The organism is Shewanella sp. UCD-KL21 (assembly GCF_001957135.1).
In the GTDB taxonomy this organism is placed as follows: Bacteria; Pseudomonadota; Gammaproteobacteria; order Enterobacterales; family Shewanellaceae; genus Shewanella.
Window position 1 is genome coordinate 1 of sequence record NZ_MPHK01000010.1, and the last position, 23,882, is coordinate 23,882.

Genomic DNA, 23,882 nt, shown 5'->3' on the forward strand with positions numbered 1-23,882 from the left:
GCTTACCGCTTAGCTTACCGCTTATAATCTCGTCCGTTTAGAGATGGTGGCGATAGCAAAAGAGGCAGAGGTTGCACCCACTCGAATTAGTTTTACGGCAGCAATAAGTCTGATAGATACCCAATTGAGGTGGCAGGCTCTATCACCTGATGGAAAGTTGCCCGCTAAATTGAAGCAAATGCGTGCCGATATAAAACACTTTATCTTGCCTGATAAAAGAAAGCACCGAACGTATCCACGTTCAGTGCTTTATATACCTAGCCGCTATCCACTTAGGTTTAAACAGTAATGCTTATCCGAACGGCATTACCTTGTTTAAGGCGTGTTTTTTTATGGCTGCAATTAAGGTTTACGCCATACCCCATGATTGGTAGCATCACTGCACTGCTTGTGCAAAACGGATTTGTATCGATGATAGATAAAAAACACTGGTCATTAAAAACCTTAAATGGTCCCAGCCCTTTCGAACTGGCGATAATGGTATTATCGCTTTTTTCAGTCTTTATTGTGATTATGCTGACTTTCAGCAAAATTGATCCTGAAACCAGACGGGTACTATTGTTTATTGATACCAGTATCTGCCTAGTGTTTATGTCGCGCTTTTTTTACGAACTGTTTAAAGCCCCAAGTAAGAAGTTTTATTTAAAACATCACTGGATTGACTTTGTCGCCAGTATCCCGGCAATTGAAGCTCTGCGTATCGCCCGTGTATTCCAAATATTACGGGTAGTCAGGTTAATTCGCGCAACCAGAACGCTCATTATTCCATTATTAAGACAAAGTAAACAAACCACCTTAGCGGGATTACTGGTGGCTATGGTACTTATTTTAGCCGCAGCTTCCGTGCTAATTTTATTAGTTGAAACAGGAGCTGAAGGTGCCAACATTCAAACAGCCGAACAGGCGATTTGGTGGGCGTTAGTGACAATATCCACCGTGGGTTATGGTGATTTTTATCCAGTGAGCACCGTTGGTCATATCATTGGTGCAATTGTGATTATTAGTGGCGTAAGTTTTTTTGGGGTTATTTCTGGTTACATGGCATCGGTTTTTGTCGCGCCAGATATCAATGAGCGTGAAGAGCGTTCTGAAAGTAATAAGCAGGATATCAAATCTGCATTAGAGCAAGCATTGGAGCGCATGGAGCAAAACCAGCAACAAATGGAAAAAAACCAGCGTCAAATGCTTGATGAAATAGCCATTTTAAAACAGCAACTTATTGATAAGAATTAACCAGCACTCACCACATTGGGAGTATTTCATCTATAACAATAAGGCCTATCAACTGATAGGCCTTCTGTTTAAATATTGAGCTTACCAATATGGCTGGTTTTTTAAGGCACTTTTACGAGAATGCTCCATGGCAAACAGCAAACTTGCCTCTTTATCTTCAAGCCTACGGCCAATATCCACGTCGGTCTCTGCAGTCAGTTTAGCCAATAATTGATAACAACCTAAGGTTTGAATACCTAAAGCTAAATCTTGCCAAGGCGCTCTGAATGCTTCGCGATCTTCAGCTTGGTAAAGCTCACCATAGGCAAAACCCACCAAGATGCTTTCATCTAAGCAATGGGCCACTTTTTGATAATCCAGACTGTTCATTGCCGCTGTCATTGGCATTAAATCCACAATCCGCTGCCATGAATCTTGTTGTAAACGATTAGCAAACACACCCAATTCAGGGTAATCCACTAAGCGGTGAGAGCCATTAGCTGTTTTTAATAGTAAGTCCACCAACTCAAGCTGTAACTGACCATATTCCGGTTTGAGCCATAAAGTCTCGAGTGTATTGTCGGCAACTAACTTAGTTGCGCTTGCTTTAGCTAACGCCTTTAACGGCGCTTTATCTATGGATTTACCGAACAAATTTTGACGCTCATCAATAATTAAACTGAGGCTTTGCAATGGCTCAATAAATTGTAGTTGTTGCTCTAAAACGTCAAAGTGGCTAAGCACCTGTGAATTTAATAATCCAAATTGGCTTAAGGTCAGTCGCAGCAATCGAATACAAGCCCGCAGTTGCATCCATAATTGTGCTTGCTGCGAAATATCATCGCTATCAAGTAAGATTGATTCGATGATCTGCCAGCGCTCGATACCTGTCTCTAATAATACTTCTAAGGTTTTTGATAAACTTTTATCGCTAGGCAAGCGAATATAATCAATAGTCTTTAATGATTGCGCTTGTGAGTGACCTGATAATAAGTAGCCGCGCTGGGCTTTGCTGGCTTTACCTAATCTCAGCGGAACATGGCGAGCAAGATCAATAGCCAGTTGAAGTAATGCGGAGGTATCACCGGCTAACAGTTCAAACTCTACTTCACAAATTGGATCGGCTTTGCCGTTAGCAAGGACATTACCGGTATCAAATGCAATCTCAACTAAACTGTCGCCAATATAAACATGCCATGATTGGCGGCTAAAATTAGTTTCAAAAATACAGCTAATTTCAGTCTGCAGCTCACTAACAAGCATGTCTTGGGGCCAAATAGTGTCAGGAAATAATGCCAGATTGGGGAAATCTTGCTCAATAGCCACATTATATTCAGGACGGGAGTGAATACCACCAACAACTTTACCCGCAGTTTTAATGGTTTGCTCGGTATACTTTTCAGTTTGACGTACCCGCAGCCCCATTAAATGTTTTCTTAATTGTAATCGGGGTGTATCAAAGTATTTATTTGATAATTGACAAGTTTCTTGTGGGGTTGCACCTTCAAGTTTATTAAGTAATTTTACTAATAAATCATGATATTGTGGCTGTAAAAACAGCTTAAGTTCTATCTCAGAATCCATTGACTTCTTCTTCACCTTGTCATTAAATCTTCATCAATGCGTCATAATTAATTCATAATGTCACATTACTGTAATAAAAATCCCTTAGGATAGCGTTACTCAGTTCTATATACTGAGTGATAATAACTGTAGATTATATTAAAAACACAGTTTCATTATGTGGACGCTTGAGGTAACATGCGCCCGCTTTTCCAAAATTGGAATCATTAAATAGGTTAACCGCAATGCCAGTAAACTCTATTTTAGGAGTGTTTGCAAAATCACCCCTTAAGCCCTTAGAACAGCATATCGACAAAGTTCATGAATGTGCAGTACTACTAGTACCATTCTTTGACGCGACTACCTCAGGTGACTGGGACGAAGCAGTCAAAGTTCGTAAGCAAATTAGCTTATTTGAAAATGAGGCAGACACGCTAAAGCGTGAGATCCGCCTTACCCTTCCTAGTGGATTGTTTATGCCAGTAGAGCGTACTGACTTGCTTGAGTTATTAACTCAACAAGACAAAATCGCCAACAAGGCAAAAGACATCTCCGGCCGTATTATTGGTCGCCAATTAGTTTTCCCTCAACCAGTGCAAGCACCGTTTAAAGCTTACCTCAAACGTTGTTTAGATGCTGTCTCTCTTGCTAAGCAAGCAATTAACGAGCTCGATGACCTTCTCGAAACAGGTTTTAGAGGACGTGAAGTCGAATTAGTCGCCAAAATGATCAATGAATTAGATCGTATTGAAGCTGATTCGGATGATCTGCAGATCCAAGTACGTCGCTTACTACTAAGCTTGGAAACAGATTTGAATCCTATCGATGTCATGTTTATGTACAAGATTATCGAATGGGTTGGAGGCTTGGCTGATCTAGCTGAGCGTGTAGGCTCACGCCTAGAGCTAATGTTAGCTCGCAGTTCATAACTAAAAGGTTATCAAGGAAACAACATGGTTGATGTATTAGTCACCAATGGCCCTATGCTTATTGGCATTGCGGCTGTATTTGGATTTTTGATGGCATGGGGTATTGGCGCAAACGATGTCGCTAATGCTATGGGAACCTCTGTAGGTTCTAATGCTATCACTATTAAACAAGCTATTATCATTGCAATGATTTTCGAATTCGCAGGTGCATACCTTGCGGGTGGCGAAGTGACCAGCACAATTCGTAAAGGTATTATTGACGCGAGTTATTTCGTCGACTCACCCGAATTACTGGTTTACGGCATGATAGGTTCATTACTTGCTGCTGGTATCTGGTTGGTTCTTGCCTCTGCATTAGGCTGGCCTGTATCGACAACTCACTCTATTATTGGCGCTATTGTTGGCTTTGCCGCAGTTGGTGTCAGTGTAGATTCTGTTGAGTGGGGCAAGGTCGTTGGTATTATCGGCTCTTGGGTTGTGACTCCTGCGATATCTGGTTTCATCGCGTTTATGATCTTCCAAAGTGTTCAAAAGTTAATTTTTAATACAGATGATCCGTTAGCCAATGCTAAACGTTATGTACCTTTCTATATGGCTTTTGCAGGCTTTGTGATGTCACTTGTGACTATCACTAAAGGTTTGAAGCATGTTGGATTACACTTCTCAACTGCTGAAGCCTATGGCTTAGCTGCTATTGTTGCCGTTGTTATTGGTATTTTTGGTAAAATTATGATCGGGCGCTTAAACATGAGCACCGAAGTTAATCGCCAAACTGAATACGCTAACGTCGAAAAAGTGTTTGCCATCTTAATGGTAGTTACCGCTTGTTGTATGGCATTCGCTCACGGTTCAAACGATGTAGCTAACGCAATTGGCCCATTAGCAGCAGTAGTATCAGTTGTTAATAGCGGCGGTGAAATTGGCTCTAAAGCGGCATTAGCATGGTGGATTTTACCACTGGGTGCGGTTGGTATTGTGATGGGTCTAGCTATCTTTGGTAAGCGCGTAATGCAAACCATTGGTAAAAACATCACTCACTTAACCCCAAGCCGTGGTTTTGCAGCTGAACTTGCAGCAGCATCAACCGTGGTTATTGCATCTGGTACTGGTTTACCGATCTCGACCACTCAAACGCTTGTGGGTGCGGTTTTAGGTGTAGGTATGGCACGCGGTATTGCTGCAATTAATATCGGTGTGGTACGTAACATTGTTATTTCTTGGGTTGTTACTTTACCTGCTGGTGCGGCATTATCTATCCTGTTCTTCTTCACCATCAAAGGGGTATTTAGCTAATAACTTGTCAGTTATTAAGTTAACCACGCAAAAGCCGGTCATATTAATGTCCGGCTTTTTTGTTTCAAACTGCAAATTTTCGTTAATCACAGGGCTAATTATTCGCTTCATTTAGCCAAAGCATAACGGTTTACGCATAATCCCATTAGATTAATCAGTAATATCGCTTATTTGAATAAGACTTTTGCGTTCTTCCTTGCAATCAAGTCGCTAAATAAATAGCATGACGGGTAGTTCTAATGGTATGGAAAAATAACGTGTTAAGAATGTTCACAATGGTAGTATTACTACTGATCTCAAATGGCTTAATGGCGCAACAAGCGACGCATTTCATTACCGATGATGTCGATATTTACATGCATAGTGGTCCAGGGACTCAATACCGTATTTTAGGTACCATCGAAGCAGGCCAATCAGTTACCTTATTAAACGAAAGCCAAAACGATTACAGTAAAATTCGTGATCATAAAAACCGTGAAGGTTGGGTGATTTCTGAGTTAGTTAAAAAAGGCACCGGCCTTAGAAACCGTTTGCCAATTGTTGAAGCTGAACTCGCGAAAGCCAAGCAAACGTTAGCGCAGCTAGATCAAAGCTCTGAGTCTGTAACCCAACAGCTAACGTCTGCTAACCAACAGATTTTATCTCTAGAATCAGAGCTTGCTAGCGCGTCTCAACAACGTGACCATGCGATTAAAGAATTGAATGCGATTCAAGATAATGCCCAGTCAAGAATGTGGCAACAAGGTGCGTTAATTGCTGGATTAGGCGCCTTAATCGGTATTTTCCTAGTCTATCTACCAAGACCACAACGTAAGAAGAAAAGCCGCTGGATGTAGTCCTCGCTTAATTACGCGACTTATCTTATCTGAAAAGCCAATGCCATTGCATTGGCTTTTTTGTACCTGCTTTTTCAGCCTGTACTGACAACAAAAACACAACATTTACCCCTCAAAAAAGTCGCTATTTTGCCTGCAATAAGTATAAAAAACACCTAGGCTATATTTCATCATCACAACTGAACACTAAATCTTGCTCAACATCACATTTTAATCGTATACTCGCCTCGATTTCGTACATTGTATACAAAATAAAAAATATCATAATAAACATCTTGTTTACAAAATTAGTAAACAGCTCAAGACGGAATGAAAATTATGTTCAATGCCAGTGAAGTCCTAAACGGTCATTACAATAATGCTAGCTTAGATGAGCTATTCTCAGCCATAACTAATAATTACATCGTTGATGAAGAACTGTATTTATCTGAGCTTATTAAATTAGTGCCATCGTCTGACACTGAAATTAAGCAAGTCACCGATAAAGCCCATGAACTGGTCTTGAAAGTGCGCCAATTTGAAAAGAAAGGCCTAATGATTGGTATTGATGCTTTCTTGCAGCAATACAGCTTAGAAACTCAAGAAGGCATTATCTTGATGTGTCTGTCTGAAGCCCTACTGCGTATCCCTGACGCAGCGACAGCGGACGCTTTAATCGAAGATAAGCTCTCAGGCGCTAAGTGGGATGCGCACTTAAATAAAAGTGATTCTGTTTTAGTTAACGCATCTACTTGGGGCTTAATGCTCACAGGTAAAATCGTTAAGTTAGATAAAAACATCGATGGCAAACCTAGTAACTTGCTAAACCGTTTAGTTAATCGTGTTGGTGAGCCGGTTATTCGCCAAGCGATGAATGCCGCCATGAAGATTATGGGTAAACAGTTTGTGTTGGGACAAACGGTTAAAGAGGCCCTTAAAAACAGCGTTGCTAAGCGCCAGCAAGGTTACACCCACAGCTATGATATGCTCGGTGAAGCCGCGTTAACCGCTAAAGATGCTCATACGTATTACACTGAATATAGCCATGCGATTGCTCAATTAGGTGCACAAGAATACGATCAATCAAGCTCACCTCGCCCTACCATCTCAATCAAATTATCGGCGCTACATCCACGCTATGAAGTGGCCAATGAAACACGTGTACTCAGCGAATTATATGACACTGTCATTAAGCTTATTGTACAAGCGCGCGAGCTTAACATCGGTATTTCAATCGATGCCGAAGAAATGGACCGCCTTGAATTATCCCTAAAATTATTCCAAAAACTGTATAACGCCAACGAAACTCAAGGTTGGGGCTTACTGGGGATTGTGGTTCAAGCCTACTCAAAACGGGCCTTGCCGGTATTATGCTGGTTAACTAAGTTATCCCGCGAGCAAGGCGATGAAATTCCTGTGAGACTAGTAAAAGGCGCTTATTGGGACAGCGAGCTTAAATGGGCTCAGCAAGCTGGCGACAGTGGCTACCCACTTTACACTCGCAAAGCCGGCACCGATGTATCATATTTAGCCTGTGCTCGTTATTTACTTTCTGACGCCACTACAGGCGCCATATACCCGCAATTTGCCACCCATAATGCCCAAACAGTTGCCAGTATCAGTGCCATGGGCGTGAATCGTCACTATGAGTTCCAGCGCCTACATGGCATGGGTGAAGAGCTCTACGACACTATGCTGGCTGAAAGTGGCGCTAAATCCGTGCGTATCTACGCGCCTATTGGTGCCCATAAAGATCTACTGCCTTACCTTGTAAGACGCCTGTTAGAAAACGGCGCTAATACCTCGTTTGTTCACAAATTAGTGGACCCGAAAACCCCTATCGAAAGCTTAGTGGTGCATCCATTAACCACTTTAAAAGCTTATAAAACTTTAGCTAATAATAAAATTGTTCTGCCGGAAGATATTTTTGGCATAGAACGTAAAAACTCTAAAGGATTAAACATGAACATCATTTCTGAGTCTGCGCCATTTTTTGCCGGCGTTGACCAATTTAACGACACCCAATGGACAGCTGGGCCATTAGTCAATGGCGAGACCTTAAGCGGCGAAACCAAAAATGTACTCAGCCCATTTGATACCACTAAAACAGTGGGCCAAGTGGCCTTTGCCAATAATCAGGCAATTGAAGCTGCATTAAGTTCTGCCCATGGCGCTTTTCATCGCTGGAGCCATACCCCCGTTGAGCAGCGCGCATCAGCACTGCAAAAACTGGCCGACTTACTTGAAGAAAACCGCGAAGAGCTAATCGCCCTATGTACCCGTGAAGCGGGTAAGAGCTTGCAAGATGGCATTGATGAAGTCCGTGAAGCGGTGGATTTTTGTCGCTACTATGCTATTCAAGCCAAGAAAATGATGGCAGCGCCAACCTTGCTTCCTGGCCCAACGGGTGAATTAAACGAATTATTCATTCAAGGTCGCGGCATCTTTGTTTGTATTAGCCCTTGGAACTTCCCATTAGCGATTTTCTTAGGTCAAGTTACTGCGGCACTCGCTGCTGGTAATACCGTGATTGCCAAACCTGCAGAGCAAACTTCATTAGTGGGCTACCGCGCAGTGCAATTAGCCCATGAAGCGGGTATTCCTGTTGATGTACTGCAGTTTTTACCGGGTACTGGCGCTACCGTTGGCGCAGCAATCACCGCTGATGAACGCATTGGCGGTGTGTGCTTTACTGGTTCAACCGGCACTGCCAAATTAATTAACCGCACATTAGCTAATCGTGAAGGCGCTATTATTCCGCTCATCGCTGAAACTGGCGGTCAAAATGCAATGATTGTTGACTCAACCTCACAAGCTGAACAAGTGGTTGCAGATGTGGTCTCATCATCATTTACCAGTGCTGGTCAGCGCTGCTCGGCATTACGAGTACTGTTCTTACAAGAAGATATTGCCGATCGCGTATTAGATGTGATGCAAGGCGCGATGGAAGAGCTCAGTATTGGTAACCCAAGCTTTGTTCAAACTGACGTTGGCCCTGTGATTGATGCCACTGCAAAAGCTAACTTAAACGCCCATATTGATCATATCTCGCAAGTAGGCAAGTTAATTAAGAAAATCGACTTACCTGCAGGCACTGAAAATGGCCACTTTGTGTCGCCAACAGCGGTAGAAATTGATTCTATCAAAGTACTTGAGAAAGAACATTTCGGGCCAATTTTGCACGTTATTCGCTATAAAGCCGCAAATTTAGCTGCTGTTATTGACGAGATAAACAGCACTGGCTTTGGTCTTACTTTAGGGATTCATAGCCGCAATGAAGGCCATGCGTTAAACCTTGCAGACAAGGTCGATGTGGGTAACGTTTATATTAACCGTAACCAAATTGGTGCAGTAGTGGGTGTACAGCCTTTTGGCGGTCAGGGTTTATCAGGCACTGGCCCCAAAGCTGGCGGGCCACACTACCTGACTCGTTTTATTACTGAAAAAACCCGCACCAACAATATTACTGCCATTGGCGGTAACGCAACCTTATTGTCCCTTGGTGATGCTGAAGACTAATAATTAGCGCGTTTGACACCATAAAAATGCCCGCAGTTGCGGGCATTTTTTGTTCAAGTCATTCTTATTTAAGCTATTCTTATTTAAGTTATTCTTATTTAAGTTAATAGTATTTAAGTTAACAGTATTCAAGAAAATAGTGTTCAAACTAATAGTGTTTACCGATAACACCATCAATGGCTTAGCGTTAAGTAAGGGCATCACTTGAACCGCCATAACAAAGCCCTATCGAGACTAAGATAGGGCCAGTGTTTCTTAGCGCTTTATAAAGCTAAGCTTTCTTTTTCAGCGGCAGTTTTACGCTCAGGGCTTGTCTTAACATGGGTTAAGTACAAAGGTAAACCCACGAGTAAAAAGCCACCAACTAAATTACCTAATGCCGTAGGGATTTCATTCCACAATAGGTAGTCGCTAACAGTAAAGTCGCCGCCCATGATCATTGAAAATGGAAATAGGAACATATTGACGATTGAATGCTCAAAACCCATAAAGAAGAACAGCATCACAGGCATCCACATTGCTGCCATTTTGCCGCTAACTGAGGTTGAGATCATAGCGCCTACCACTCCCATAGACACCATCCAGTTACACAACATGCCGCGAATAAAAATAGTAAACCAGCCAGCCACACCATGCTCTTGATACCCTAAGGTACGTGACTCACCAATTGAACTCACTTTAGCCGCTAATACCCCACCGTCAGTGTTGTAACCATAAGTCAGAATATAGGATGCAAAAAATGCCACGGTTAACGCGCCGGCAAAATTCCCCACAAACACTAGCCCCCAATTCCTAAAGAGCTGCTCCCAAGTACATCCCGGTCGCTTATTGAGGACAGCTAAAGGCACTAAGGTAAATACACCTGTCAGCAAATCAAACTTCATCAGGTACAACATAATAAACCCAACCGGGAATAATAATGATCCAACTAACAAGCTCCCTGTTTTCACGATAACAGTAATGGCAAAAAAAGCGGCAAGTCCCAGTATCGCGCCAGCCATAAATGCCCTAACTAATGTATCTCGGGTCGACATGAAGATTTTTTGCTCCCCAGCATCTACCATCTTGGTAGCAAACTCCTTTGGCTCGATATATGACATAGTGCATTCCCTATAGTTATGTAGTTGACTACTAATAAGCCAACTTCATACCAAGGTTAATAAATGCATACAAATCAACACCATAAGATATTTAGGTTTTAAAAAATGGTTATAAGTAGTGCAAGCCGCACCTTGGTGGCGCAAAAAAACACTATTAAAAGGCCGTATTTAGCATCAAGTATTGTCTCGCTAAATGAAGCGTAATGAGCAAGTTAGTGGTTGTAGCTGCAGATAAGGTGAGCTTTTGCTAAGGGTTAAATTGGACTAATAATCGAATATGATTATTGTAGTGACTATCGAGAGCTTGATGGTTAAATGGCAATATTCGCGCTATTGGCTATCAAACACACCGTTGCGCGTTAAACCGCGATGAACGTTTTTGCATAATTTGGCAAATTTGTCTAAATCCCCAAAACTCGGGGTGGCATTATTATCCAGTGATGATTGCCAATAACTCACTTCACTATCAACAATTTCAAGTAGCTTTTTAGGACAGCCAATACAGCTATTGTCAGGCCCACAAACGGCTAAGGCAGGATCGTCTAATGGAAAAGTCTCTTTCACTTGGTTTATGAGCTGCTGCATTGCAGTCATTCTATCTGGTTTCATCATCAAGGGGCTCTTACATCAATGAACGCCGATAATATTGCAGCGGCTGTTAAAGGTCAAAATACCGCCAGCAAATCGCTTCGAAGTTAATAGGATGTATACTGCATTGTGCTACAAATACACCTAGCATGTACCATTAAAGTAAAACCAAGCTTAGAAGCAAAGAAGTCTAGACGTCTAGATTGACACTAATTTGTAGATCTCCTATGCTGACCACCATTGCACAAGCTATCATCATTGAAACTGAAATAGCATGGATTGCTAAAGTAACTCGCAGCCTATTGGTGCAGCACCAATAACAATCGATGAATTGAATAAGATAATAAGAGAGACTCACTTGACCACACAAACACAAAAATCGGCCACCAGCCCAGCCTCCTTTGTTGCTTTACTGCCACTATTTGCTTTTTTAGCGTTATTTATTGGCGCTGGGGTTTACTTTCAAAGCCAAGGTGTAGACTTTGCTTTTTATCAGTTACCTAGTGTTATCGCGATTTTACCGGCGATTATCTTGGCGTTATTACTGTCTAAGCAAAAATTAAATCAATCCATTGATACTTTCATTGCCGGTATTGGTCACAGCAATATTATTGCTATGTGTCTGATTTATTTATTGGCAGGTGCCTTTGCCTCTGTCGCTAAAGCGACTGGTGGTGTTGATGCTACGGTTGCGCTGGGCTTATCAATGATCCCATCAAACTTATTATTACCCGGCTTTTTTGTTATTGCCGCCTTCATTGCTACCGCTATGGGCACGTCAATGGGCACCATTGCAGCGGTAGCGCCGATTGCATTAGGCGTTGCTGATCAAGCTCAAATTGATTATGCCTTAATGGCTGGCGCAGTATTATCTGGTGCATTATTTGGTGATAACTTATCTATTATTTCAGATACCACCATTGCCTCGACCCGTACTCAGGGCTGTGAAATGAAAGACAAGTTCCGTGAGAACTTAATTTTCTCGCTGCCAGCATCAATCATTGCATTAGTGTTATTTGCTATAGCGGGTCAAGGCCAAGCAGATATCGCCGCCCAAGAGATCGACATTGTTAACGTGATCCCATACCTAACCATTTTATTTTTAGCGGTATCTGGCGTAAATGTATTTGTCGTATTAACCGTAGGCATACTGCTAGCTGGCGCTACAGGCCTGTTCACTATGGATTACAATGCCGTTCAATTTGGTCAAGATATCTATGCTGGTTTCACCAACATGCAAGAAATCTTCATTCTGTCTATGCTTGTTGGTGGTTTAGCAGCGCTGATGACACAACAAGGTGGTTTAACCTTTGTTAGTCAAAAAATAGAAACACTGATTGCTCGTTTTTCAAAAGCCAAGGGCGACGCATCACCTCGCGCTGCTGAACTAGGTATGGCAGGTATGGTTGCGGCAACCAATGTGTGTGTCGCTAACAATACGGTCTCGATTGTGGTTGTCGGTGACATTGCCAAAGATTTAGCCAGCAAGCATGGCGTTGCACCTAAGCGCGCGGCCAGTGTATTGGATATCTTTGCTTGTATTATTCAAGGGTTAATTCCCCATGGCGCTCAAGCACTATTGATAGCGTCAACCTTTGCCATTAGCCCATTAGCTGCTATTTCACACGCTTGGTATTGTATGATTTTAGCTGTGGTTGCGATTTCAATTGTGATATTGCGTAAACGCGCTTAATTCACTGATAAGCCAACAGCATAATACCTGAGAACAACCGACTTAATGATGGTTGAACTCAGGTTTTATTTTATATAAAAGAGCGGCTTAAAAGTGTTAGTCTAAAGTTAACATTTGCACAACAAGCCGCCCATGAGCCAATCAATACAGTTTAATAAACATTACGATTTATATTTAATGATTATTTTCATGTCGTTAGCGACTGCCGTGATCAGTGCTATGGGGATTGGGGCAGCGTTAATTGCTGAAGTGTCTCGTTTGGGGATTAACCCACTGAGCATCAGAGCTGACACCTTAGGTGACTATATGAGTTCACCGTTAGCCATTGTTTACAATATGTCTCTAGTCATTGCTGGCATGTGTTTAATGCTGGCGATGTTAGCGCGCTACTTTGTCTTTGAAGATGGCTACAGTCGGCTTATTACCGTCACTGGTGCAGCCTTAGGGGTATTAATTGTACTCATTGGTATCTTTCCAATTAACTTTTTAGAGCAGCACCGCCTGTTTTCAACCGGTTACCTCATTTGCACCTTTTTGCTGCATTGTTTTTGCTTTTTGGAATACTTTCGCAAGCGTAGCGCTTTAACCAGTCCATTATTTGCTCTAAATATTATTGGGTTAATATTTTCAATAATATTGATGTCTTTGCTTAACTGGTCGACATTAGATTTCGACCCATGTCACCATAGCGGCTATGAGATTTGTTGGATGTCGTTGGTGATGTGGATACTGACTCAAACTAATATTTTATGGTGTATGGTGCTTGCTGTTGATATGAAAAAACGCATCAAGTACCAGCAACATCACCTTAGCAACTTATCGCTTGCAGGAAACTAATTTTGGCCAACAATATGCGCTTAGAGCAATATTTAGCCCATTGCGGTGTTTGTTCACGACGCCAAGCTCAGAGGCTTATTGCCGCAGGTAAGGTGAGCTTTAATGGCCAACTAGCCTCAGCACTTGCTCGCGTCAGCCCAGATGCAATTAATCCCAATATTTTACTGGATGGTGAAGCAATTGCGCCGCTAGAAAACAAACAATATTGGCTGTACCACAAGCCTGTGGGCATAGATTGCCGCTTATTACCTGAGTTAGCCTCAAGTTTAATCCATCACTTACCCGCCTCGCCCAGACTGTACCCTGCAGGAAGGTTAGATAAGGATTCGCGCGGATTATTACTGCTAACAAATGATGGCGCGCTAACCCATCGGCTGATGCATCCTGATTTTGGCCATGAAAAAGTCTATCAAGTCACGGTAGATAAACCGCTTAAAAATGATTTTGTCGCGTTAATGAGTGCTGGTGTCAGCTATCGAGATGTGACCACCAAACCTTGTAAAGTCTCTATCATTGGCGAGTGTCAGTTTGAGATCACCTTAACCCAAGGGCTTAATCGGCAAATTCGCAGAATGTCCCAAGCGCTGGGCTATCATGTGATTGATTTACTGCGAGTGAGCATGATGAATTGTCAGCTTAGTGATTTGGCTGAATCAAAAATGCGGCCCCTAGAGGCCGCAGAATTAGTCACACTGCAGCAGCTACTTAAGATGTAGCTGCTTATCAATTATTTTACGATGTCCATTTCTTCAAGTAAGTTTTCAGCATTATCTAAATACTTCATCACCCACAACATGTAACGGCTATCCACTTGGATAGAGCGGTTAGTGTCAGGATCATAACCCCAGTCACCAATGATGCTTTCGTAAACACCATCAAACAGTAAACCCACTAACTCAGCGCGGCCATTTAAGGTCGGTGAACCTGAGTTACCGCCAGTGGTATCCAACGTTGATAAAAAGTTAACCGGTACAGAATCGATTGATTTCATGTAGAAATCGCCGTACTGCTTTTGCTTAATCAGTTCAAGCTGCTTAGTAGGTGCATCAAATGGATCTGCGCCAGTATCTTTTGCTGCAATACCTTCAAGGCGAGTAAACGGCGCCGCCACTAAACCATCTTGCGGCGAGTAACCTTTTACATTACCAATAGTGACTCGTAAGCTTGAGTTAGCATCAGCATAAACTGGTTTGCCGAGTTCACGGTTATAGGCAATGACGGCATCCATATACTGTGGACGCACTTTCATTAAGTCACCAGCAAGTTGTTTTTGCGCTTGTTCACGCTTCATGCGCTCAGCAAATGTTGTAACTGCATATTGAATAAACGGATCTTTGGACTGTTCAAACTCAGCTACCGACTTATTCATCCAAGCTAGGCGGACGGCTTTATCTGACAGTGTGGTATTGGCATACATGCTATCAAGGGTTTTCATTAACTTGGCTTCATCGAAGTTTTTACCAATCGAGAAAGCCTTATCAAAATCAGCTAAACGCTCAGAAGTTGGCAAAGCCGCATAACGCTTGAGTAGGTCGGCTAACATGGCTTTATCAACGCTGGCAGCATAACGACGGTCAATACGCTCCATACTTGAGGTAAACTGAGTCATGTCTCGCTCTTGAAAACCCGGCTCACGCGCCATATCCGGTAATGCTTTTTCGTGGGCTAAACGATATAGGCGCTCAGCGGTATTCTTCATGGTTGAATAGCCCATGTAGCTCAGCAACAAATCACGCTCTTGGCCTTGTTGATCTAGGGCAATTAACTTATCCAACTGGGCTAATGTTTCACCATACTTTGCTTGGCGCTTGCTATCTTTGCTAATCCACTGAGCTAATTTTTGCTCTAAACTTTTACGCTCATCTAACATGGTAGATTTACCGTAAAACTCAATCATCGAAGTAAAGTTTTTAGCGTAATTTGCTAAGCCAGCAATTGAGCTTTCATATTTAATGCGCTCATCACTGCCTTCTGGAGCTGTGTCTTTGATAATTTCTATCAAACGTTCACGCAGCACTTTCCCTTGTGGGTACGCCCACCCAAATTGGTTTTCGACTTCATTCGCGGTGCGATAACGGTTGGTACGGCCCGGATAACCGGCCACCATCACAAAATCCCCTTCGCTTACACCTTTTGCAGACACTTTAAGAAAGCTTTTAGGCTCGTAAGGGACGTTATCTTGGCTGAAATCAGCAGGCTTGCCGTCTTTACCGACATAAGCGCGATAGAATGAAAAATCACCAGTGTGACGTGGCCACATCCAGTTATCGATATCACCGCCATATTTACCCACACTGGCTGCAGGATTATAAGTGAGGCGGACATCGCGGATTTCCATTTGTTTCACTAAGTAATACTCAAGACCGCCATGAAAACTATAAACTTTACAGCGGTAGCCATCTTCAGCTTCACACTCGGCAACCAAGGCTTTTTCTTTTTGCTCAATGCCTTTGTAAAAATCATTACCGGTTTTGCTCATTTCACCGTCTTTGATTTTAGCGGTGACATCAGTGACAGCTTCAGTAACATAAATACGAGAACCCGGTGTTGCTGGTAATTCTTCAGCATAGGTTTTAGCTAAAAAACCATCTTGTAATAGGTTGTTCTCTGGGGTTGAGTTGTACTGAATCGCGCCGTAAGCACAATGATGGTTAGTGACAACCAAGCCTTTAGGCGACACAAATGATGCGGTGCAGCCACCAAGGCTAATCACGGCATTCATTGGAAATTCAGTTAATTTTGAAATCGATTTAGCATCAATCTCAAGCCCTTTTGCTTTTAGCTCATCTGCCATTGCCGGTAGCTGATAAGGCTGCCACATTCCTTCGTCTGCTTGGCTGGTAAATGATGCCAAAATTGCAGCGCTTAATAACCATGTTTTCATTCTTATTATTCCATTTATTCAAGTGAACTCATTAAAAGTCTGTTTTTTCGCAATACTTCATTCAATTAAAGGCGAAATGTAATCTATTTCGCCCATAAAAAAGTCAGGCGGATAGCCTGACTTTATCATATTGTTTCTACAAAGAAATAGTCTCTGAAAAATGCCGTTACAAAGCTTATCGACACCACAGCTTTATTTAATGGCGACTTAGCTTAAAGCCACCATTAACTGGGCAACCACAATCAACAAACCTAATAGGCCTGCAATAGCCAATGCAAGCTTGCCACCACACACTTCATAGCCACCTAATTGTTGCTTACGCAGTTTTAGTGCCATAACTATCGGCAAGAAAATAATCATCACCACTAACGGAATGGCCGCAAAACCGAGCACTTGGAAAAAGCCATCAGGGTAATATAAAGCACACAATAGTGGCGGCACGAAAGTGATTATCCAGGTTTTAGCGCGGCCCGCTTTATCATCTTTTGCTCGGGTTAACTCGGCAACATAGTCAAACAAGCTCATGGTAACGCCTAAGAAAGAGGTCACGAGTGCAAGGTTGGCAAATAAATCAATAAACTGACTGACAATCGCTGAGTTAGCCACACCTTGTAATGCATTAACCAGCGCAGGTAACGAGCCAGCAAATCCATTGACCGTTTCACCGCCTAAAGTACCTAAAGTGACTAATATCCATAAGATATAGCAAACGAGCGGAATGGTAGAGCCAATCAATAACACTTTTCTTAACGAAACTGCATCGCCGTCTAAGTAACGCACAATCGTCGCAATACACACATGGAAACCAAATGAGGTAAATACCACAGGAATAGCTGCTAACCATAACTGGTCTAGCTTATCGCCTTCGGCCACATTGGCAGAAAAATTACTTAATGAGGCCACAAGGTTCACTTCCGGTAGCAAAAATGCCACCACTAAAACCAATAACACGATCATCGCGGTAAATAGCACCCGAGATACTTTATCAATCCAGCTCACCCCAACTGCAATAAAACCGCCAAACACTAATGTAAATAACAGTACCGACACTTGGTTATTTAAATCAACACCCAGTAGTGGCTCTAAGCGAGATTCAAGTAACGATGATCCGCCCATTAGATACACCATGGTCAAGGCAAATAATAAACTTAAAAAGGATCCACCTTGGATAAGTTGGCCAACCTTACCTAAGGTTTTGCCAGTAATAGCGTGGACGTTATCACCCACACCAGTACGTAAATTAATTTCTAACATTAATAAAGAGGTATAAGCTGATAATCCCCAGATAACTACCAGCAATAAAATTGCAGGCATAATACCTAGCGCTGCGGTAGCAAGTGGTAAAGCTAACATACCCCCACCAATAGCAGTTCCTGCAACAATGGCGATTGAGCCAAGCATTTTTAAGTTCAAAACATGAGTCCCGTATAGTTTTTATTTATTGGTCGTTTTACCAATTATGATTGATATGGTTGATTTCGACAGTAGCAGAAGGAGATTATCACTAGCAAGAGACTTAGGCATTTAAAGGCCTACAAGCGCGTTAACAAACAATTACGCAACATGTTGATAAATATTTTAACGCAAGGATTTTGCAATGGTGTAGCATTACACATATACAGGTGATTTAAGCAGGAAAATAATGACTGTAAGCAAGATAATTAATCAGCATACAAGACTTAGCACTGAGCTTATATAAAGATAATTAGCCACTTTAAGTCGGCAAACATCATAACAAGGCTGTACAAATTTAGGCAATAAAAAAGGAAAGCCTAAGCTTTCCTTTTACATAGTTGATAATGAGAGTTTACTTATCTAAAACCTAAACCATCATATTCGTTATTATCAAGCTTCTAACAGTGCTTTGATACGTTGACCATAATCAGTATCGGCTTTTAAGAAGTGCTCTACCATTCTTAGTTGCACATCTTCACTTGCTTGGCTCAATGTACCTGCAATGGTCTCAACTAAACGCTGCTTTTCTTCTTCGCTAAAGATACGGTACAAATTACCTGCCTGAGTATAATCATCTTGATCATAACGGCTATATCTTGCAGCCTCACCATCTAGTCTTAGTGGCGGCTCAATAAATTGAGACGGCTCTTGTAGTGCAGCCGGAGCAGTGCTTGGGCCGTAATTGGCGCTTGAATCAGCCCCTGTTTGAGTGCCATTATATGGGCACTGTGTTCCCGCCATAGCGCCAGCACGTTGATGATGATTAGCTTTAGCGGCATGAGGACAATTTACCGGTAACTGGTTGTAATTGGTTCCGATACGATAACGCTGAGCATCTGCATAAGAGAACAAACGCGCTTGCAACATTTTATCAGGTGAAGCGCCGACACCAGGAACCAAGTTACTTGGCGCTAAAGCTACTTGCTCAACTTCAGCGAAGTAGTTGTCTGGCATACGATTTAACTCAAGTTCACCAATTTCAATTAATGGGTAATCTGCATGTGACCATACTTTGGTTAAATCAAACGGATTAATTGCATAATTATTGGCGTCTGCTTCTGGCATGATCTGTACATTTACAGTCCACTTAGGGAAGTTACCATCGGCGATAGCGGCAACCATGTCACGTTGTGATGAATCAGGATCAATACCTTTTAAAATATCCGCTTGCTCTGCAGTTAAGTTCACTACACCTTGCTGCGATTTAAAGTGGAACTTCACCCAGTAACGTTCACCTTTGGCATTCCAGAATGAGAAAGTGTGTGAACCATAGCCGTGCATTTGACGGTAGTTAGCAGGAATACCGCGATCTGACATTAAAATCGTCACTTGATGCATGGCTTCTGGGTTTAATGACCAGAAATCCCACATTGCTTGAGGATCTTTTAAATTCGTCTGTGGGTTACGCTTTTGGGTATGAATAAAATCAGGGAATTTAATGCCATCGCGCAAGAAGAATGTCGGAGTGTTATTCCCCACAATGTCATGGTTACCACGGGCAGTATAAAAACGTAAACCAAAACCACGAGGATCACGCTCTGCATCTGCGCTACCCATCTCGCCGCCAACAGTTGAGAAGCGAATGAAGGTCTCAGTTTGCTTACCCACACCATTAAAATGATCAGCTAAGGTGTAATCACTTAAGTCCTTGGTTAAGGTGAAAGTACCATAAACACCAGTACCTTTAGCATGTACAACACGCTCAGGGATACGCTCACGATTAAAGTGGGCTAACTTTTCAATTAAGTGCCAATCTTGCAATAATAATGGCCCACGCTCACAGGCAGATAATGAGTTTTGGTCGTCAGCAACTGGCGCGCCATTTTGGCTAGTTAAGTAATTGTTATTATCCATTTGTTACTCCTGATTTGTGGCATCTAGCCACTGCTCAATTAAATCAAATACTGTCGCCACGATATTTCTCCTGGCTGCGTTTCATTGAAATCATATTAACCGCAACAGAAATCAAATTAAAACGATTAAGATAAATCAACACAATCGCATTTTACGATTATTATGATAAAAAAATGGCGAAGCATTCGCCTCACCATTTAATAATATTTTAATACAATTGAGCCAATACTGATCTGACACCATTTTTTATGTAAATATTGTATCAACACTTTACACCCAAGCTACATTGGCAACTAAAAACCAACCACAACCACAACCACAACCACAAATAAAACAACAAACTGATGGGTTTACTCAACGCTAATGTCAGGCTCTTTATATAGTTTTATTAAATAATAGATATCAATCAGTACAATAAAAAAGTTTACTAATGCTACCGGCATGGCCCCTATCGCCAAACCATAGGCCACAAAAAGGCTGGCACCAATTAAGTTCCACCAGCGTAATTTTTTGATGTTGGACATCATCAACGAAATTGCCACCACCACAGAGGCCAAATACCCTACCCATTCCCACACTGTTGCAGCTTCCATGTACGATTCCTTTTAAGGACTTTTATTCAGTGTAGTTAATAATTGCCTGTTAAGCGCTGGCTTTTCTTGCCACTACCGCAGCGGTCATTCGAGAAATACAGCATAACTCACCCGCTGAATTATTGATTAGCACTTCCCACACTGAGCTGCGTTTACCGATATGCACTGCCCTTGCCGTTGCAATTAACTCACCATTACGTGACGCTTTTAAGTGATTGGCATTAATTTCTTGGCCAACACAATAAAAATGCTTAAAGTCGACCACAAAATTCGCCGCATAACTGGCAACGGTTTCGGCCAGAGCCACATTTGCTCCACCATGAACTATGCCTAACGGGTTATGTACAGACGGGTTAGCTGGCATAGTGGCCACCATATAATCCGCGCCAATCTCAGTAATTTTAATACCAAGGGTTTTCATTAATGTGCCCTTACCATGGAGCCCACTGTCCATTTTAGCGCAATCTTCAAGGGTGACTTCTCTAAACCAAATACTCATTTACCTGCTTCCAGTAATACGACATTAATTCAGTCTACTGCCAAGCAATTTAACTTAAAAGGATTTCCATAAAAAAGGGATGGCAGCTGCCATCCCTTTTTAAACTTCGTTTTAATTTTTTAGTTTCACGTTACTAAAAAATAGCTACGATTGGGTCTGAACATAATGTTGTATCTGTTTCACAGATTTTATAAGTCACCTCTGCAGGTGCGTTTGTGAAACGATCTCGATAACGGCCATCATTCGACGTTGTTGATACCATTACATCATCGCGGTAAATATTAACACTTTCACCGCTTGCACCGCTCCATGATAAGTCCACCGCCGCACTACCACGACGCGAAACCATAGTACGTGTAACTGCAGCGTCTATGCTGTAATCAAATACTTCGACATCCATAGCAGTTGTATCAGTTAAACCTTCACTGTCTGTTACTACCAATGTCACAGAGTAAATTCCACCAGCCGCATAAGCGTATGTTGGATTCATATCTGAAGAGGTTGAACCGTCACCAAAGCTCCATTCATAGCTAACAATGTCATCATTAACGTCTGAACTTAAGTCGGTAAAATCAACCGTTAAGCCATCAATAGCATATTCAAAGTCTGCCACTGGTGCAGTAGGGCTCGCATCCCCCAGAGCCGATAAAAGTAAGCCCCAATGATTTAATGAACCCGTATCTCCACCCGCTAAATCACTAACCGTTAATGTCCAAGTACCCAATGCTATTTCACCATTAAATTGCTCTGTTGCCCATGTTTGTACAATATCATCAGCACTGCCGCCGGTTTGATTGTGCAACATAGCTTCGGTGCCATTTGGTGATGTTAGCGTAACGACTAAATCCCCTATCCATGTATGGGTAATATCAACATCCACTTCAAGGCCAAAGATTTGTAATTCATCCCCAATTTCAATGGTGCTGGTGATAGTCGTATTATCTGAGATATCCACTGGAGTATCATTGCTATAACCAAAATCATTTAATCCCGCAGGATAGACTTCCAGGCTAACAGCTTTACTTTTCGAGGTGATGCCGTCATCAGCATGAACGGTAATAACGTAATCTCCCCAACTAGCAGACTCAAGCGTCGCAACATCAAGGGTAAAACTGTCTCCGACTACTGCCGTGTTGGCAGAAAGAGTGATGCCTTCTAATGCAGGTGATACATCAAATGAAAGCGCGACTTGATCATCCCAACCTGCAATACTGCCCAGACTAAAGTCATAACTAACGGCACTACCAGCTTCAACTGATTGTGAAGATGGCGTGACACTTAATGCAAATGATGGATCAGGATCTGCATCTGCCAGTGCATTGGCGACATTTAAACGTGTTCCAGCCACTGTTAGGCCAGTCAATGCTGCATTAGCATCACCAGAATCCATTAGTAACTGCTTCATAGTGACAGGGTCGATATCAGGGGCTATTGACCACACAAGTGCTGCCGCGCCGGTGATATGCGGTGTCGCCATTGAAGTACCAGAATAGGTACCATAACTATTTCCAGGAAGGGTTGATAAAATCGCAGAACCAGGCGCGCCCATATCGACACTGGTTAAACCCCATTGCGAAAAACTAGACATATCGTCATTGTGATCGGTACTAGCAATCGACATAACAACATCAGAGTCATAACTTGATGGGTAATGTGGATTTGCATCATTATCAACAGCGCTATTACCTGCTGCTGCAACAAATAAAATCCCTTCATCACCAGCCGAATCGATAGAATCTTTTAATGCTTGGCTATATCCGCCGCCGCCCCATGAGTTATTGGTCGCTTTAACATCAACACCATGGTTTACTTTTAAATTAGTGAAGTAATCAATACATGCTATTGCATCTTCTGTAGAGCCTGTTCCACTGTCACTTAAAAATTTACAACCAATAATAGTGACATCCCAGTTAACCCCAACAACACCAACGCCATCATTACCTTGTGCGCCAATGGTTCCTGAAACATGGGTACCATGACCATTACCGTCCATCGGATCGCCAGTTCCAGTTATAGCGTTAAAGCCGTTTACATCATCAATAACGCCATTGTTATCATCATCAATACCATTTCCGGGAATTTCATTCGGGTTAACCCAAAGGTTCCCAATCAGATCTGGATGATTATAATCAATACCAGTATCAATTACGCCAATAACCACATCTTCACTACCTGTAGTAGTGTCCCAAGCGGTAACGGCGTCGATATCAGCACCAGAAACACCACCTGTTTGACCGGTATTATTTAAGCCCCATAACTCTACGAAATTTGGGTCACCTGGCATGCCAATTGCTGTATAAGTATAATTAGGTTCTGCATATTTTACTGCAGGGTGCTTACTAATTAACTTAATCGCAGTTTCAACATTACTACCACTTTTAAGTGATAACTTAGCCAATCGACCAGACAATAGGTTTTTAAACTTATCATCTATACCATCAGCATTTTTATCTGTGACTGTTCCTGCGACTAAGTTTTGCGCTGACAATCGTTCAAAGATTGACACATTTTCTTTATAAACAACGAGAATTTCATCTTTTTTAAACTTTACACTTTCTTGAGCAATAACAGGATTTGCGTTTATCGCAAATAAAGATGTTACTGCTAATGCAATTGGGGACATTTTGTTAATCATGATGTGGCTTCCTATCTTCCATTAATAATTCCCGGAACCGGTAATACAGCACCTGTAGCTTTTCCATTAGCTATTTTTAAAAGCGAGTTGATTTTCCACGAAGTGAAACCCGGAATTTGTTGTTGCCATCAAATTGTTGCCACAAGCGGGATAACAATAAAAGCGCTGAAACTTTAATTAGTAGGTAACTACTAGGTTCATTCGGCTAGTCAATATTAGTGGTAAGTAAAAGTAGCCAAATATAAGTATTACATTCAGTAACTTAAACCGTTGTAGCACTAAAGGTTTAATCTTAACCCCTTAAAAAACTAACCTTTTATACGATTGAGAAAGATCAATTGGCCCCGTAAGTTAATCTTGTAACGTGCTGCATCAGCAGAATCATTTGAAATTCTACCAACCTAAAAACATAC

17 protein-coding genes and 1 pseudogene are annotated in these 23,882 nt (G+C 42.0%); 9 read left to right on the plus strand and 9 right to left on the minus strand.

What is annotated here, in order from left to right; all coding sequences use genetic code 11:
• Positions 1-13 precede the first annotated feature (13 nt).
• A pseudogene (locus tag BM739_RS10660) lies at positions 14-289 on the plus strand (IS4 family transposase); the annotation flags it as partial.
• 122 nt (positions 290-411) lie between these two features.
• Positions 412-1,233: an ion transporter gene (locus tag BM739_RS10665; RefSeq protein WP_076540647.1), complete on the plus strand. Its 822-nt coding sequence runs from the start codon at positions 412-414 to the stop codon at positions 1,231-1,233.
• A gap of 81 nt (positions 1,234-1,314) precedes the next feature.
• Here the strand turns inward: BM739_RS10665 and BM739_RS10670 are convergent, their stop codons facing one another.
• Positions 1,315-2,796 (minus strand): inorganic triphosphatase, encoded by a 1,482-nt coding sequence (locus BM739_RS10670; RefSeq protein ID WP_076540453.1) that lies wholly within the window; start codon positions 2,794-2,796, stop codon positions 1,315-1,317.
• A 224-nt stretch (positions 2,797-3,020) separates the two neighbouring features.
• On the opposite strand from BM739_RS10670, the gene BM739_RS10675 reads away from it, so the two are divergent.
• The 4 genes from BM739_RS10675 (at position 3,021) to putA (ending at position 9,331) form a co-directional block, all read left to right on the plus strand.
• Complete coding sequence (locus tag BM739_RS10675; protein WP_076540455.1) at positions 3,021-3,704, plus strand: TIGR00153 family protein; 684 nt, start codon at positions 3,021-3,023, stop codon at positions 3,702-3,704.
• 24 nt (positions 3,705-3,728) lie between these two features.
• Complete coding sequence (locus BM739_RS10680; protein ID WP_076540457.1) at positions 3,729-4,997, plus strand: inorganic phosphate transporter; 1,269 nt, start codon at positions 3,729-3,731, stop codon at positions 4,995-4,997.
• A 266-nt stretch (positions 4,998-5,263) separates the two neighbouring features.
• Positions 5,264-5,833, plus strand: a complete 570-nt coding sequence (locus tag BM739_RS10685; protein WP_254843531.1) for a TIGR04211 family SH3 domain-containing protein — start codon at positions 5,264-5,266, stop codon at positions 5,831-5,833.
• A 309-nt stretch (positions 5,834-6,142) separates the two neighbouring features.
• Positions 6,143-9,331 (plus strand): bifunctional proline dehydrogenase/L-glutamate gamma-semialdehyde dehydrogenase PutA, encoded by a 3,189-nt coding sequence (gene putA / locus BM739_RS10690; RefSeq protein ID WP_175609515.1) that lies wholly within the window; start codon positions 6,143-6,145, stop codon positions 9,329-9,331.
• 263 nt (positions 9,332-9,594) lie between these two features.
• Here putA and BM739_RS10700 read toward each other — a convergent pair whose 3' ends face one another.
• Both BM739_RS10700 and BM739_RS10705 read right to left on the minus strand, forming a co-directional pair.
• Positions 9,595-10,431, minus strand: a complete 837-nt coding sequence (locus BM739_RS10700; protein ID WP_076540465.1) for a formate/nitrite transporter family protein — start codon at positions 10,429-10,431, stop codon at positions 9,595-9,597.
• Positions 10,432-10,761: 330 nt separating this feature from the next.
• Positions 10,762-11,043: a hypothetical protein gene (locus tag BM739_RS10705; protein ID WP_076540467.1), complete on the minus strand. Its 282-nt coding sequence runs from the start codon at positions 11,041-11,043 to the stop codon at positions 10,762-10,764.
• A gap of 319 nt (positions 11,044-11,362) precedes the next feature.
• On the opposite strand from BM739_RS10705, the gene BM739_RS10710 reads away from it, so the two are divergent.
• From BM739_RS10710 to BM739_RS10720, 3 genes are all read left to right on the plus strand, one after another.
• Complete coding sequence (locus BM739_RS10710; protein WP_076540649.1) at positions 11,363-12,712, plus strand: Na+/H+ antiporter NhaC family protein; 1,350 nt, start codon at positions 11,363-11,365, stop codon at positions 12,710-12,712.
• Between the two features lie 189 nt (positions 12,713-12,901).
• Positions 12,902-13,549: a hypothetical protein gene (locus BM739_RS10715; RefSeq protein ID WP_139326870.1), complete on the plus strand. Its 648-nt coding sequence runs from the start codon at positions 12,902-12,904 to the stop codon at positions 13,547-13,549.
• A gap of 2 nt (positions 13,550-13,551) precedes the next feature.
• Complete coding sequence (locus BM739_RS10720) at positions 13,552-14,265, plus strand: pseudouridine synthase (protein ID WP_368483156.1); 714 nt, start codon at positions 13,552-13,554, stop codon at positions 14,263-14,265.
• An 11-nt stretch (positions 14,266-14,276) separates the two neighbouring features.
• On the opposite strand, the gene BM739_RS10725 is transcribed toward BM739_RS10720, so the two are convergent.
• The 6 genes from BM739_RS10725 to BM739_RS10750 form a co-directional block, all read right to left on the minus strand.
• Positions 14,277-16,433 (minus strand): S46 family peptidase, encoded by a 2,157-nt coding sequence (locus BM739_RS10725; RefSeq protein ID WP_076540471.1) that lies wholly within the window; start codon positions 16,431-16,433, stop codon positions 14,277-14,279.
• A 207-nt stretch (positions 16,434-16,640) separates the two neighbouring features.
• Positions 16,641-17,846, minus strand: coding sequence for an aromatic amino acid transport family protein (locus tag BM739_RS10730; RefSeq protein WP_076540473.1), 1,206 nt, complete (start codon positions 17,844-17,846; stop codon positions 16,641-16,643).
• A 432-nt stretch (positions 17,847-18,278) separates the two neighbouring features.
• Positions 18,279-19,742: a catalase KatB gene (gene katB / locus BM739_RS10735; RefSeq protein ID WP_076540475.1), complete on the minus strand. Its 1,464-nt coding sequence runs from the start codon at positions 19,740-19,742 to the stop codon at positions 18,279-18,281.
• Between the two features lie 350 nt (positions 19,743-20,092).
• A complete protein-coding gene (locus BM739_RS10740) occupies positions 20,093-20,335 on the minus strand; it encodes a YgjV family protein (RefSeq protein ID WP_076540477.1) in 243 nt (80 codons plus the stop codon).
• Positions 20,336-20,384: 49 nt separating this feature from the next.
• Positions 20,385-20,834 carry a PaaI family thioesterase gene (locus BM739_RS10745; RefSeq protein ID WP_076540479.1) on the minus strand — a complete coding sequence of 150 codons (450 nt, stop codon included), beginning with the start codon at positions 20,832-20,834 and terminating at the stop codon, positions 20,385-20,387.
• 133 nt (positions 20,835-20,967) lie between these two features.
• Positions 20,968-23,469, minus strand: coding sequence for a S8 family serine peptidase (locus BM739_RS10750; protein WP_076540481.1), 2,502 nt, complete (start codon positions 23,467-23,469; stop codon positions 20,968-20,970).
• Positions 23,470-23,882: the final 413 nt, after the last annotated feature.

Bases quoted from the DNA above. Each gene is read 5' to 3' on its own strand.
- BM739_RS10750 (WP_076540481.1), bottom strand. From the start codon at position 23,469: ATGATTAACAAAATGTCCCCAATTGCATTAGCAGTAACATCTTTATTT.
- BM739_RS10670 (WP_076540453.1), bottom strand. From the start codon at position 2,796: ATGGATTCTGAGATAGAACTTAAGCTGTTTTTACAGCCACAATATCAT.
- BM739_RS10715 (WP_139326870.1), top strand. From the start codon at position 12,902: ATGTCGTTAGCGACTGCCGTGATCAGTGCTATGGGGATTGGGGCAGCG.
- BM739_RS10745 (WP_076540479.1), bottom strand. From the start codon at position 20,834: ATGAGTATTTGGTTTAGAGAAGTCACCCTTGAAGATTGCGCTAAAATG.
- katB (WP_076540475.1), bottom strand. From the start codon at position 19,742: ATGGATAATAACAATTACTTAACTAGCCAAAATGGCGCGCCAGTTGCT.
- BM739_RS10665 (WP_076540647.1), top strand. From the start codon at position 412: ATGATAGATAAAAAACACTGGTCATTAAAAACCTTAAATGGTCCCAGC.
- BM739_RS10685 (WP_254843531.1), top strand. From the start codon at position 5,264: ATGTTCACAATGGTAGTATTACTACTGATCTCAAATGGCTTAATGGCG.
- BM739_RS10700 (WP_076540465.1), bottom strand. From the start codon at position 10,431: ATGTCATATATCGAGCCAAAGGAGTTTGCTACCAAGATGGTAGATGCT.
- BM739_RS10680 (WP_076540457.1), top strand. From the start codon at position 3,729: ATGGTTGATGTATTAGTCACCAATGGCCCTATGCTTATTGGCATTGCG.
- BM739_RS10725 (WP_076540471.1), bottom strand. From the start codon at position 16,433: ATGAAAACATGGTTATTAAGCGCTGCAATTTTGGCATCATTTACCAGC.
- putA (WP_175609515.1), top strand. From the start codon at position 6,143: ATGAAAATTATGTTCAATGCCAGTGAAGTCCTAAACGGTCATTACAAT.
- BM739_RS10705 (WP_076540467.1), bottom strand. From the start codon at position 11,043: ATGATGAAACCAGATAGAATGACTGCAATGCAGCAGCTCATAAACCAA.
- BM739_RS10740 (WP_076540477.1), bottom strand. From the start codon at position 20,335: ATGGAAGCTGCAACAGTGTGGGAATGGGTAGGGTATTTGGCCTCTGTG.
- BM739_RS10675 (WP_076540455.1), top strand. From the start codon at position 3,021: ATGCCAGTAAACTCTATTTTAGGAGTGTTTGCAAAATCACCCCTTAAG.